The organism is Comamonas sp. 26, assembly GCF_002754475.1.
In the GTDB taxonomy this organism is placed as follows: domain Bacteria; phylum Pseudomonadota; class Gammaproteobacteria; order Burkholderiales; family Burkholderiaceae_C; genus Comamonas.
Genome location: NZ_PEFL01000001.1, coordinates 1,921,795 through 1,934,777 on the forward strand (window position 1 = coordinate 1,921,795; position 12,983 = coordinate 1,934,777).

Sequence of the window (12,983 nt, forward strand, 5' to 3'; positions counted from 1 at the left end):
TACCCAGCTCGACAAAGCATAGGTAAGACGAGGTAGCTATGAATGTTTTGGCAAACCGTGGAGTTGTCGCGGCACTCGGCGCGGCAGTTCTATTTGGAGCAGGTACACCAGCAGTCAAGATGCTGCTGGAGCATGCCAGTCCCTGGTTGATGGCAGGCATTCTCTACCTCGGCTCTGGTATCGGCTTGCTGATCTACAGGCTGATTACGAAAGCTCCTGCAGTCGCCCTGAAGCGGCATGAGATGGGATGGCTTGCCGGAGCCGTTGTAGCAGGCGGCATGATGGGGCCGCTGCTTTTGATGACAGGCTTGTCTGGGATGGCTGCGACCGACGCATCTCTGCTGCTCAACGCCGAGGGCGTACTGACAGCCGTTCTCGCGTGGTTTGTTTTCAAAGAAAACTTTGATCACCGTATCGCCTTGGGGATGGTGGCAATTGTTGCTGGTGCGGTAGTGCTCAGCTGGCCAAGCCAAACGGGCACTGCCAGCCTCTGGCCCACGCTTGCAGTGCTCGGCGCTTGTCTGTCCTGGGCCATTGACAACAATCTGACTCGTAAGGTATCGATTGCGGATGCCTCATTCATTGCAATGATGAAGGGCCTGGCTGCCGGCGCTACCAATTTGCTGTTGGCTCTGGCGACTGGCGCAGTCTGGCCGTCACCAGGAGTCGTGGCTTTGGGGGCGGTGATTGGCTTCCTGAGCTATGGCACGAGCTTGGTCTTGTTCGTGATCGCCTTGCGCTATCTGGGTACAGCTCGCACAGGGGCGTATTTCTCCATCGCGCCGTTTTTTGGAGCCGTGCTGGCCATTGCTTTCTTGGGAGAGCCTGCATCGCCTCGATTGCTCGTTGCTGGCGTTTTGATGGGTATCGGGGTCTGGCTACACCTTACTGAAACCCATCAGCACGAGCACACCCATGAGTTGCTAGAACATAGTCATGAACATGAACATGATGAGCATCATCAGCATGTCCACGCGGACGGGTCGATGCCAACGGGTAAGCATGCACATTTGCACACTCATGAGCCTACGACGCACAACCATGAGCATTTCCCAGATTTCCATCATCAGCACGAACACAAACACTGATGTGCAGATTCAGCGTGCCGACACGCGTGAACCGCACTCGCCTTACGATGTCAATGATCTAGTTGATAGATGACAAGGCCAACAACTGAAGCTGCTGCGACGATGACTGGCCCTGGGAGCTTTGTTTGAAGTTTCCACTGAGTTACTGTAGAAATGATAGAAATTGCAGCGGCGATCCCGTCTGTAATTGATCGCTGCGCAATGACTGCAACTGCACCGATGATTTTTCCTATCGCTGCAGCAGTAATCCCACGAACAATGGCGATGAAGCCTGGCTTTTTTTCCATATTTCTTGAAATACGGAGATAGAACCAACGTGAACAAGAGGCAATGCAGAAAGTCGCCGCAGCCGCCTCGACCACGCCTCTGAAACCGTGCACGAGAAAGCCATTAAACACTGGCGTACTGACAATAGGTCCAGGGTTGGTCATGCATGCCATTCCATTTTTCCAATAGTCGGTCGGCATAACCTCCGGGTTGCGAAGCGAGTCTCAACCTTTAAGCTGCGTGGATGTCTAGATGTACTTCGCAATCCTGCTTGAGCCACCTCGAACGGATTTACATGCCATGCTTTGTTCGTCTCAACTGGCGCACTGAGTTGAACCTCTGAAGCCAAGGAGGCTGCAAAGAAGCTGACAACAATGTCACCGCGCTGTCCCGATTTTGTTGGGCGCCGATTCCTAAGATCAACACATCTTCTCTTCACCTTGATCAAGGCCCAGGAGATTGTGTTCAACGACTTTCTTAGGAGCTTCAACCATGTCTAAAAGCCGATTCTTCATCTCTTCCACACTGGCAAGTGCTGCAGCAGCCATTGTCCTAGCGCTTCCGGGTATTGCCTCAGCAGGCTACGAGCATCCGGCAAATAATGAACGAGGCGTGATCGTGCATCCAGAGCATTTCGTGAGCCAAAAAACCCGAGCTCAAGTCATCGCAGAAACTGAAACTGCGATGAAACAGGGTCGCCTGTCGTACGGCGAAAGCAACTATCCAACCCAGGTACCTAGCGTGGGCTCTAGCAAAACACGCGCAGAAGTAATCAATGAACTGCTGCGTGAATCACCTTCAGAGCGTGAGGCCCGTCTCCAATCTATGGCGCGCTAAGCCTTGAGTGTGTCTTAGGTCCACCGTCGTATACTGGGCCTAAGACTTAAACCATTTCATTCACCTATTGGCTTTGCTTGACTGACATTTCAGCATCTGGGACTTGTGTTTACAATATGGAGGCTTCTTCAGCCTCCTTTAGCCAAGGCGACGAATAAGATGCGTGCAGGCCATCTGCCCCCTCTAAGACCTTTGACATCTAGAAAGCGGTTATGTCGTGTAGCGTTGACTGCCCAAGGCTGGTAGATTGACTGCACTTCCTGTAATCATGCTGCATCGTCGCATTTACCGCCTGACCACCGCCATCGTGGTGGTGCTTTCGGTGCTGTTCGCACAGCTGGCGTTGGCGGGCTACGTCTGCCCGCAAGAGGACAGCGTTGAAGCGATGACGGCCAGGATGGAGGCCGGCATGCCATGCGAAGGCATGGACCAACAGCAACCGGTTCTGTGTCATCAGTACACCAATGCCCCGGATGTGACCTTCGAAGCAGTCAAACTGCCCGTGGCGTCATTACCTGCCATCGTGCAGGTGTTGGAACTGCCGCTAGTGCTCGAATTTGATGCTGCACTTGCAGTGTCCTGGCCCATCACCTTGGAGGTTCGACCGCCTCCGGACCCTCTTTTTCTCTCTACTCTCAGACTCAGAGTCTGATCACTCCGTCGACTGACTGGTGCTGGCATGGCTTGTCCATACGCCGGCGATGCCCTCATTCGTCCACGGAGTTTCCATGTCCCCTATTTTTTTGCGAGCGGCCTCCCTGGCTGCCGTCTTTCTGCCGGCCGTTGCTGCTGCAGAATCGATTTCATTCGACCAGGCAATAAGCTTGGCCGTCCAACGCTCCGAAGCAGCCCGCGCAGCCCAGGCGGCGATGCAAGGCTCTGTCCATTCCATCCAGGCTGCGGGTCAGCTGCCAGACCCCATGCTGCGGGCCGGCATCGACAATTTCCCGGTTACCGGCTCAGACCGCTTCAGCGGTACCCGTGAGTCCATGACAATGAAGCGCATCGGTGTCAGCCAGGAGTGGCTCTCCGCCGATAAACGAGCCGCGCGCGAAGGTGCGGCTCGTGCAAGAGCCGACCGCGACGCCGTACAAAAAGACATTGCCGAAGCCGAGGCTCGCCTGCAGGCCAGCATGGCGTATGTCGATGCTTGGTTCGCCACTGAAGCACTCAAGCTAACCACCCAGACCGAACATCACTTGCACGAGGAGCTGAATGCGGCAAAAAGCCGCATAGCAGCTGCCACAGGCAACAGCGCAGAAGCGTTGCAACTCCTATCCGCCAAAGGGATTGCAGAGGATGAAAGTGAAGAGGTTCGCCAACAGCAGTCTGCAGCCATGGTCAGTCTGCAACGCTGGATCGGCGTTCTTCCCGACGCTCTCAACAAGCCACCGACCTTCCCGGTTCCCGAGGAGCGGGACTACGTGGCGAGATATCCAGCCGTCGCTGGCTTAAAAAGCGACGTCGAAATTGCTCGCCAGAATGCGAACGTCGCAGCCAAAGAGCGCTCTCCCAACTGGACCTGGGAAGTTTCCTACGGCCAGCGCACTGGCTATTCCGATTTGGTTTCAGTCGGCGTCAGCATCCCGCTCCAAATCGCACCAAGCCAGCGCCAAGACCGCGAAACCTCGGCCAAGCTGTCCATGGTGGACAAAGCAGAGGCTGACCTGACGGAGGGAATGCGCGCAGCCATGGCCGATTACCGCACCTTGACTAGCGACGCCGCGCGCCTGCAGCAGCGTATCGAGAGATACCAAGGCTCCGTAGTGACTCCGGCCAGACAGCGCACTTCCGCCGCCCTGGCAGCCTACCGCTCAAATCAATTGGCCCTGACCGCCGTGTTTGAGGCACGACATGCCGAGGTCGAAGCTCAGAGAAAACTCCTCGCACTGCAGCGTGATTTGGTACGTACGCAGGCCCAACTAAACCTCAAACCCATCGCTCAGGGAGGTGCCCAATGAAGCGCACAGCACTGGTCACTTCATTGGTTACGGCAGGCGTACTGCTGGCAGCCGGTGGCTTCTTTATTGGCCGCTTGACCTCCGAAGGCGCTGCCCCCCAGGCCGTAGCCGCCTCGGAATCCAAGGCTCCCACAGGCGAGCGCAAGGTCCTCTACTGGCATGACCCCATGGTGCCGGGACCTCGCTTTGACAAGCCAGGCAAGTCGCCATTCATGGACATGCAACTGGTGCCCGTCTATGCGGACGAAGCCAATGACACGGGCGTCAAAGTCAGTTCTACGGTGCAGCAGAACCTTGGCATTCGGACCGCGACGGTCAAGCGAGCCGACATCGGCGCGTCGTTCGACGCCGTTGGAACGGTGCAGTTCGATGAGCGTCTGAGCGTCGCCGTTCAGACCCGTGTTGCCGGCTATGTCGAGCATTTGGCTGTGCGCGCTCCCATGGATCAGGTTCGCAAAGGTCAGGCTTTGGCCACCATTTTTGCGCCCGAGTGGCTGGGGCCACAAAACGAACTGCTCGCACTCAAGCGTTCAGGTGTGCCCCTGGAACTTATTACGGCAACCCGTGAGCGCATGCGCGCCATGTCCATCCCCGCAGAACTGGTACGCAAGAGTGAGGAAACCGGGGTCGCCCAAGCTCGCTATACCTTGCAGGCTCCGGTAAATGGCGTGGTGACGGAACTTGGTGTGCGAGATGGAGCCCAGGTGTCACCTGGCCTTACGTTGTTCCGTATCTCCGGCCTAGAGAAGGTCTGGGCCGTGGCTGAAGTGCCGGAAGCACAAGCCGTACGTCTGACGCGTGGCCAGAAGGTCAAGGCCGTTCTGCAAGCCGATGCATCCCAAACCTTCGAAGGCGAGTTGAAGGAAATCCTGCCACAGGTCAACGCCAACACGCGCACCCTGCAAGCCCGATTCGAGGTCGATAACCGCAGCGGCAAACTGATACCCGGGTTGCTGCTGCGCCTGCAGGTCGGCGACGCTCCAGCCTCACGCCTGGTCCTGCCTGCCGAAGCCGTCATCCGTACCGGCACCCGTGCATTGGTCATCGTCCGCAAGGAGTCTGGCAACTTCGAGCCTCGGGAAATCAAGCTGGGCGAGGACTTGGGTGATCAGTTGGAGGTGCTGCAAGGCTTGCGCGAAGGCGAAGAAGTGATTGCCAGCGGCCAATTCCTGGTGGACTCGGAAGCGCGGCTCAAGTCAGCCCTGGGAGCCATGGACGCCGATCAATCCCAGCCTTCTTCCGCTGCGACCACCGAAGCCCCTGGTATCTACCGCGCCGAGGGCAAGGTGGAAAGCATCGATGACGACGGGATCACGATCTCGCATGGTCCCGTACCCAAACTCAAGTGGCCCGCCATGACAATGAGCTTTGGCAAGGCCGACTCGATGACGCTCACGGGTTTGAAGCCAGGAAATCTGGTGCGCTTCGAGTTCCGAAAAGGCGGGCCCCTAGATTGGGAAGTCGTCTCCGTGCAGAAAAGCGGCAGCGACGCAGGAACCACCGGAGGCGCCAAGTGATTGCTACCCTTATCCGTTGGTCCATCGCCAACCGCTTTTTGGTGTTGGTCGTCACAGCGTTCCTTGTGGCGGCAGGCATCTGGTCGGCATCTCGCACTCCAGTCGATGCACTGCCAGACCTGAGCGACGTGCAGGTAATCGTCCGCACCACCTATCCAGGCAAACCACCTCAGGTGGTGGAAGACCTCGTGACCTACCCGCTGACCACGACCATGTTGAGCGTACCTGGGGCTAAAACCGTCCGAGGCTATTCGTTCTTTGGCGACTCCTTCGTCTACATCCTGTTCGACGACAAGACCGATCCGTACTGGGCACGGTCACGGGTGGTGGAGTATCTGAACCAGGTGCAAAGCCGCTTACCAGTAGGTGCGACAGCCGCGCTAGGCCCGGATGCCACAGGTGTGGGCTGGGTCTACGAGTACGCGCTGGTCGACCGCAGCGGCCATAACGATATTGGACAGCTGAGAGCCCTCAACGACTGGTTTCTTAAATTCGAGCTGAAAACCGTTCCGGATGTGGCAGAAGTCGCCAGCATCGGCGGCATGGTCCGCCAATACCAGGTGGTGCTCGACCCGGACCGGATGCGAGTGCTCGGCATTACGCAGTCCATGGTCGTGCAGGCTCTGCAGAAGGCCAATCAGTCGTCGGGCGGTTCGGTAGTGGAAATGGCCGAGACTGAGTACATGGTGCGCTCGCGCGGATTCCTTCAATCATTGGAGGACTTCCGTACTATCCCGCTCACCCTCAGCGGAGCGACACCTGTGTTGCTGAGAGACGTGGCCACCGTCCAGATCGGCCCAGAAATGCGCCGAGGCATCGCCGAACTGGATGGCGAGGGTGAAGTCACGGGCGGCGTGGTGGTCATGCGCTCCGGCAAGAATGCCCGTGCCACCATCGAAGCCGTTAAAACCAAGCTGGAGACGCTAAAGCCCAGTCTGCCCAAAGGCGTTGAGGTGGTGGAAACCTATGACCGCTCCCAGCTCATTGATCGTGCGGTCGACAACCTGCGTGTCAAGCTCCTGGAGGAGTTCGCCGTCGTCGCCGTAGTCTGTGCCATCTTCCTATTCCACCTGCGCTCCGCGCTGGTGGCCGTTGTAACGCTGCCTATTGGGGTGCTAGCGGCTTTCGGCGTGATGCACTGGCAAGGCGTGAGCGCGAACATTCTCTCGCTGGGCGGTGTGGCCATTGCTCTAGGAGCCATGGTCGACGCCTCCGTGGTCTTGGTCGAAGCTGCGCACAAGCATCTGGAGCACTTTGAAGAACGACATGGACGCACGCCGTCCGTGGCCGAGCGCTGGGAACTGATTGCTCAATCGGCCGTGGAGGTTGGCCCAGCGCTGTTCTTTTCGTTGCTGGTCATCACCCTGTCATTCCTGCCCGTGTTCACACTGGAGGCCCAAGAAGGACGGCTGTTCTCGCCGCTAGCCTTCACCAAGACCTACGCGATGGCTGCTGCTGCGGGCCTCTCGATAACGCTGGTTCCGGTGCTGATGGGATACCTCATTCGCGGGCGCATACCTAAGGAAACTGCGAACCCGATCAATCGCGGCCTGATTGCTCTCTACCGACCCGCTCTCGAACTAGTCTTGCGCTTCCCTAAAGCAACGCTGCTGGCAGCGGCATTGGCCCTGGCTATCACCGCAATTCCGGTCATGCGGCTGGGCGGTGAGTTCATGCCGCCGCTGGACGAAGGCGATCTGTTGTACATGCCCTCGGCGTTACCTGGTATTTCGGTCTCAAAGGCCGCAGAGTTGTTGCAACAGACAGACCGGCTTATCAAGACAGTGCCCGAGGTTCAGCGTGTGTTCGGCAAGGCAGGACGAGCAGATACTGCGACCGATCCTGCGCCGCTGGAGATGTTCGAGACCACGATCCAGTTCAAGCCACGTGAGCAATGGCGTCCTGGTATGACCCCGGAGAAGTTGGTTGAAGAACTGGACCGGGTGGTCAAGGTTCCGGGTCTATCAAACGTGTGGGTGCCACCGATCCGCAACCGTATCGACATGCTGGCCACCGGCATTAAGAGTCCCGTCGGCATCAAGGTCGCCGGACCGGACCTCGCCACCATCGACAAGCTCGCGGCACAGATTGAGTCCGCCGTGCGCGGCGTGCCTGGTGTTGCTTCTGCCTTGGCAGAGCGCTTGACTGGAGGCCGGTACATTGACGTGGATGTAGACCGACACGCCGCGGCACGGTTCGGCCTTTCTGTGGCTGACGTGCAGGCGGTCATATCCACCGCCATCGGCGGTGAGAATGTAGGGGAAGTTATTCAGGGGCGAGAGCGCTTCCCAGTGAACGTACGCTACCCACGCGAAATCCGTGATTCGCTGGAACGCCTGCGCAAGCTACCTTTCGTGACTGACAAGGGGGCGACCGTCCTCCTGCAGGATGTGGCGAGAATCGCCGTCACGGAAGGACCTCCGATGATCCGCAGTGAGAACGCACGGCTTTCGGGCTGGGTCTATGTGGACGTGCGTGGCCGGGACCTGCGCTCCGTCGTTCACGACATGCAAGCTTTAGTCGGAAAACAGGTGACCATGCCTGCTGGCTATTCATTGTCTTGGTCCGGTCAGTTCGAGTATCTAGAGCGTGCCACAGAGCGCATGACAGTCGTCGTGCCACTCACATTGGCCGTCATCTTCATGCTTCTCTACTTACTGTTTCGTAGCGCAAGTGACGCTGCATTGGTCATGGCTGCAGTACCGTTTTCGTTGGTGGGAGGCTTTTGGTTCATCTGGGCACTTGGCCACGCTGTGTCAGTCGCCTCCGCTGTGGGATTCATTGCTCTGGCCGGCGTTGCCGCGGAGTTTGGCGTCGTGATGCTGGTCTACCTGCAGAACGCATGGAAACAGCATCTGGCCGCGGGCGAGCCAGACAATGAGGAGACGTTGCTGGCTGCCATTCGCGAGGGCGCAGTGATGCGCGTGCGGCCAAAGGCCATGACTGTTGCCGTGGTTATGGCGGGCTTATTGCCCATCCTGATCGGACATGGCACCGGCTCTGAAGTCATGACCCGCATCGCTGCTCCCATGGTCGGCGGGATGGTCACGGCCCCGCTATTGAGCATGCTTGTCATCCCCGCTGCCTGGTACTTGATCCATCGGAAGCGCCCCATCACTAAACACCACTCTCCGAACCTAAAAGCGTCCTCAGTCGAGGCTTCATAACCATTTTTTAGAAAGAAAGACCCATGAAAACAACTCACTTACTTGCCGCAGCCCTCACATGTGCAGCGTTCACAACAGTCCATGCTCAGGACATGAAAATGCCAATGAAGCCAGCTGCAAGTGCATCAGCTTCCACCATGCCCTTAGTTGATGGTGAAGTCCGCAAGGTTGACATCCAAAAGAACCTTGTCGTCCTGCGTCACGGAGATATTCCGAACCTGGCGATGCCGGCCATGACCATGGGCTTCGAGGTATCCGATAAGAAGATGCTCGACGGCTTAAAGGTTGGCGATAAGGTGAAGTTCCAAGCAGAGTCGATCAATGGCAAAGCTATGGTCACGGAATTGAAACCGAACCATTGATAGAAGAAGGGACTGTCATTGGCGTTGTTGCACTACAGGGACTTCCCGTCAACGCAAGCGCTGATCAGTAACTTTTGACTAACCTGACTGCCAAGACGATCAAGGTGCTTGAAACGAGAAACAGACTGCACATCTACAGACGGTGTTAGGCACGAGGTGTGCGCCCCCTGAAACAAACCGCGCAGCAGGGTGCTATTCAAATCTCGTGACGTATTGCGACTCACAATGCAACAACCGAGCTTGCCTGCTGCTGATCTAACCTGTTCATTGCATCTTTGATTTCACGTCTGGCATGTTGAAGTGCTTGCCTCAGGCAACGGCAGAAATGGGTGGTCTAGGGCGTTCGCTGGCATGGCCTGCGTTACAGGTGCGCTCCTGTGTCATGAGCGCCCACAGGATGCGTGCATTTTTGTTGGCTAAAGCCACGGCGGCCTTTTGCCAGCCACTGCGCGGCCTCAAGGCCATTACCGATTGGGAGATAGGGTCGAGGTTGTGTTTGCCGGTCAGCACTACGGCCTTGGCTCCTTACACCAGCAAAGTGCGCAGGTAACTATCGCCTCGCTTGGTGATGGCTCCGAGGTTGGATTTGCCTCCGCTGGAATTCTGTCTGGGCGTCAACCCAAGCCAGGCGGCAAACTGTGCACCCTTCCTAAACTGCTTGAAGTCGCCGACCATCGCTAATGCAGTGAGTGATCCCAAGCCCTTGATGGCGGCAGCTCGCTGCACCTGGGCATCTTCTTCACAGTGAGCTGTAATACGCTGCTCACACCAGTGAAGATGTTCATCGAGCTCTTGTCAATGCATGAGTGCACGCTGTAGCGCAATGCGGGCTGCGCCTGCGAGGTCATTGCTCGCATCTTCCAAGATATCGTGCAAATAGGTGCGCAAGCCTCTGGGGCTTTGCGGCAGGACGATGCCAAACTCGGCGAGCATTTCTCGAATACGTTTGATGCATGCTGTGCGTTCCTCATTGACCCTTCGCGCGGCTGATGCACACATAGTATGCCCTGCTGCTCTGAAGTCTTAACGGGAACAAGGCGCATCTGAGGACGGCTGGCTGCCTCGCAAATGGCAGCGGCATAATTGGCATTTTGTTTCCGCTCTTGCCCTGCAAGCGATAGGGTGCAACCAATGCTGCTGCCATCATGCGTGCATCCAAGTCCATGCGCAGCAACTGCCGAACACCAGTGGTGCGCACCACCGCAAGCCTCCATGACCATCAGGCACCCTGCAGGTAATTGCGCACACCATGCCAAGAACTTGCTGCGCTGGATGGCCCGGTTAGTGACCATCCTCCCTTGAGCATTGACTGCATGGGCCTGCAGCACATTCTTTGCGAGATCTACCCCAACACTGACGATGTTTTGCATGGCACGACTCCTGATGAATGACGAAGAAATTGGCTTGCCGATCCAACGTGACACTGCGTATCCAGCAGACCAAGATGGCGGGAAGTCCTTCGTATTCAAATTGCCGGCTAAGGCTAGGTAGCCTCGTGCGATGTGTCAGTCCCCGTAGTCCAAACCCCGCTATCGCACCACCAACTGGAAGCAATACAACGCAGCGCTCAATGCGCGGGGCTCACCGACCATCTGGCTGGACAAAGGCATGGCTGGTTTGCAGCTGCCAGCGGCAAACGCGGGCACAGCCCGAAGTTCTCCGATGCGGCCATCCAGTACGGCCTGACCATCAAACCTCTTTGGATTGACCTTGCGGCAGACCACATGCTTTGTTCTGACACTACTGGCGTTGTCTGGACTGCTGTGACCAGTTCCCGACTTCAGCACGTTGTGCAACCGCTAACGCAGTCTTACCGGTCCAGCTCCGCCGGCCTGCGCCTACTGGTCGACTCCACGGGCATCAAGTTCCTGGACGAAGCCGAGTGGAAGTGCAAAAAGCATGGGCCAGAGTGTCGCCGCCAAGTTGCCGAACTGCACATTCGAGCCGCCATCCCCAATCGGTTTACTGAACTGGGCTGCCCGCAGACGGTGGCTGTGGCCTAGCCGCGCCTGGGGTTGGGGAAATCTGGCCTGGGGCTGATATGTGCAACAACGCCCCAGTTATTGGGTCTTTTATAGGTAAGCTTGGGCTAACCCAGCTATAGCTTGGGTTGATAATGCTTCGAGATGGCTCGTAACTATTCCATCTTAATGCCATTAAATCCGACATGGTCCAAGCGAGCCAGTCAGATCTAAATGGTCTATCATATATATTTTTAGAAGCAACATCAGTTCCAGTCGATGTCCAAATTATTGTGGGTATTTTATAACCGGATGCAGTACTTGGACTGTGACCAACTTTATTTGTTTGATGTCCAACTTCTTGTCCGTGATCTGATACGTAAATAATGGACTTATAGTCATCTGCACTGGATGGGGAACTTCTTAATTTTTCAAAGACAGATGCAACTACCCTGTCTTGATAAACAACAGCTGAATCGTAGTCATTTCTAAATTCCTGAACCCACATTGAACGTTCAGCCGCAGACATTATTCTTGATACTTCATCATCGGTAAATATAGGCTGCTTTTCCGGGTATCGCAGACGATAATGAGGATGAGCACCCAGCATATGTAAAACAATCAATTTCCGAGGGTGTGAATCTTTAAGGGCATTCTCATATGATGGTAATAAAATCTCATCAAGTGAATTGCTAGATCTTCCTGGCTTATTATTTTCCATGGAAGCCACGTCGGCCATAGCTGCGTGCTTCTGCGTAATTGCAATATCGTCATGATTGCTTATCCACCAAGTCTTATATCCTGCTTCTTTCGCTAGAGCAATAATATTTAACTTCTTATCCGTTTCACCAGTTGTGAAGTTCATCATGCTATCGATGGCAGGAATAGTAGTTGCTTCCGTGGACCATGAATTACGAATAACTAGAAATCTATCACCTATGTCTTTCTGAAGCTTTTCAAGCATCGGTGTCGTATTCCTTGCGTAGCCATAAATTCCCATGTTATCTCGATTTATACTCTCGGAAATAACAAGAACCACGGTGGATTTATCTTTCCTGGCAATTGAAGGACTCTCACTTTTCGCCGACCTTTGTGCCAAGGCGCGCTCTTTCCCATATGACGCCCAGCTATCTTTCGTAATCTTTAAGGATTCAGATAAATTAGACCAAAAAATCAGAGGATTAATTCTTCTCCAAGGTTTACTGATGTACGAAACGGCTGAGATTAGGATAATGATGGATAAAGCGATCAGCTCAATTTTAGAGATCTTTGTTTTTTTTCTGGATCCTTTTAGAGATAACCAAAGGGCAATTCCCGCTGAAATTATTAAAATAATACTGGATCCACTGAAATCACGGATGTGTGTGGATATATAGCCTCCAATTTCCGATGTATTTGTGTTAGCAAGTGCACTTACCACCATCGTACTATCTGGCGCAGCAGCATAAATTGAGATGAGATGCGCTCGGACGGCTGAGTCTAATAAAAATACAAGAACAAAACTCCAAACAAGAAATGCTCTAATTAGATTTAATCTAGAGTTATTGATTGGAATTAGTAACAATAATAGAGTCGGTATAAGTAGGACGCTTATCTGTAATATTTTTCTGCCTTCATATCCTAGAGATGCAAAAACAATTTGCATCACAAGCAGAGAAATAATAGTTACCCATAGCTTATGGCGATCGGTAGTTTTTTGAAAAAACAAACCTATTCTTTGTCGGTGAAATTTAAGATTATCTTCGGATGCCGGTGCGCTCATAGAAATCCTATTAACCCTAATGGAAATATCGAAATTCGATTTGAAATAGGGGCACAGAACT

General features: G+C 55.0%; 10 protein-coding genes and 1 pseudogene. 8 read left to right on the forward strand and 3 right to left on the reverse strand.

What is annotated here, in order from left to right; genetic code table 11:
* Positions 1-38 precede the first annotated feature (38 nt).
* Positions 39-1,088: a DMT family transporter gene (locus CLU84_RS08900; protein WP_059441453.1), complete on the forward strand. Its 1,050-nt coding sequence runs from the start codon at positions 39-41 to the stop codon at positions 1,086-1,088.
* A gap of 50 nt (positions 1,089-1,138) precedes the next feature.
* Here CLU84_RS08900 and CLU84_RS21850 read toward each other — a convergent pair whose 3' ends face one another.
* Positions 1,139-1,519, reverse strand: coding sequence for a chromate transporter (locus CLU84_RS21850; RefSeq protein WP_158235177.1), 381 nt, complete (start codon positions 1,517-1,519; stop codon positions 1,139-1,141).
* Positions 1,520-1,847: 328 nt separating this feature from the next.
* Between CLU84_RS21850 and CLU84_RS08910 the strand changes: the two genes are divergently transcribed.
* From CLU84_RS08910 to CLU84_RS08935, 6 genes are all read left to right on the forward strand, one after another.
* Positions 1,848-2,192 carry a DUF4148 domain-containing protein gene (locus CLU84_RS08910; RefSeq protein WP_003055050.1) on the forward strand — a complete coding sequence of 115 codons (345 nt, stop codon included), beginning with the start codon at positions 1,848-1,850 and terminating at the stop codon, positions 2,190-2,192.
* Between the two features lie 268 nt (positions 2,193-2,460).
* On the forward strand, positions 2,461-2,844 hold the full coding sequence (locus CLU84_RS08915; protein WP_099736881.1) for a hypothetical protein: 384 nt from the start codon (positions 2,461-2,463) through the stop codon (positions 2,842-2,844).
* Between the two features lie 76 nt (positions 2,845-2,920).
* Positions 2,921-4,153: a TolC family protein gene (locus CLU84_RS08920; RefSeq protein WP_012838517.1), complete on the forward strand. Its 1,233-nt coding sequence runs from the start codon at positions 2,921-2,923 to the stop codon at positions 4,151-4,153.
* Positions 4,150-5,670 (forward strand): efflux RND transporter periplasmic adaptor subunit, encoded by a 1,521-nt coding sequence (locus CLU84_RS08925; protein ID WP_099736882.1) that lies wholly within the window; start codon positions 4,150-4,152, stop codon positions 5,668-5,670. The genes CLU84_RS08920 and CLU84_RS08925 overlap by 4 nt, the downstream gene beginning before the upstream one ends.
* Entirely contained in the window at positions 5,667-8,837 is a 3,171-nt protein-coding gene (locus tag CLU84_RS08930) for an efflux RND transporter permease subunit (RefSeq protein ID WP_099736883.1), read from the forward strand. Before CLU84_RS08925 ends, CLU84_RS08930 begins: the two co-directional genes overlap by 4 nt.
* Positions 8,838-8,860: 23 nt before the next feature.
* The gene (locus CLU84_RS08935; RefSeq protein WP_012838514.1) at positions 8,861-9,199 is read left to right on the forward strand and encodes a copper-binding protein; all 339 of its coding nucleotides are present in this window, start codon (positions 8,861-8,863) and stop codon (positions 9,197-9,199) included.
* Between the two features lie 309 nt (positions 9,200-9,508).
* On the opposite strand, the pseudogene CLU84_RS08940 reads toward CLU84_RS08935, so the two are convergent.
* Positions 9,509-10,569, reverse strand: a pseudogene (locus CLU84_RS08940) (IS110 family transposase).
* A gap of 132 nt (positions 10,570-10,701) precedes the next feature.
* Between CLU84_RS08940 and CLU84_RS08945 the strand changes: the two are divergent.
* The gene (locus CLU84_RS08945; protein WP_012838512.1) at positions 10,702-11,202 is read left to right on the forward strand and encodes a transposase; all 501 of its coding nucleotides are present in this window, start codon (positions 10,702-10,704) and stop codon (positions 11,200-11,202) included.
* Here the strand turns inward: CLU84_RS08945 and CLU84_RS22365 are convergent.
* A complete protein-coding gene (locus CLU84_RS22365) occupies positions 11,162-12,922 on the reverse strand; it encodes a phosphoethanolamine transferase (RefSeq protein WP_233209983.1) in 1,761 nt (586 codons plus the stop codon). The genes CLU84_RS08945 and CLU84_RS22365 overlap by 41 nt on opposite strands.
* Between the last annotated feature and the right edge of the window lie 61 nt (positions 12,923-12,983).

Bases quoted from the DNA above. Each gene is read 5' to 3' on its own strand.
- CLU84_RS08900 (WP_059441453.1), top strand. From the start codon at position 39: ATGAATGTTTTGGCAAACCGTGGAGTTGTCGCGGCACTCGGCGCGGCA.
- CLU84_RS21850 (WP_158235177.1), bottom strand. From the start codon at position 1,519: ATGACCAACCCTGGACCTATTGTCAGTACGCCAGTGTTTAATGGCTTT.
- CLU84_RS08910 (WP_003055050.1), top strand. From the start codon at position 1,848: ATGTCTAAAAGCCGATTCTTCATCTCTTCCACACTGGCAAGTGCTGCA.
- CLU84_RS08915 (WP_099736881.1), top strand. From the start codon at position 2,461: ATGCTGCATCGTCGCATTTACCGCCTGACCACCGCCATCGTGGTGGTG.
- CLU84_RS08920 (WP_012838517.1), top strand. From the start codon at position 2,921: ATGTCCCCTATTTTTTTGCGAGCGGCCTCCCTGGCTGCCGTCTTTCTG.
- CLU84_RS08925 (WP_099736882.1), top strand. From the start codon at position 4,150: ATGAAGCGCACAGCACTGGTCACTTCATTGGTTACGGCAGGCGTACTG.
- CLU84_RS08935 (WP_012838514.1), top strand. From the start codon at position 8,861: ATGAAAACAACTCACTTACTTGCCGCAGCCCTCACATGTGCAGCGTTC.
- CLU84_RS22365 (WP_233209983.1), bottom strand. From the start codon at position 12,922: ATGAGCGCACCGGCATCCGAAGATAATCTTAAATTTCACCGACAAAGA.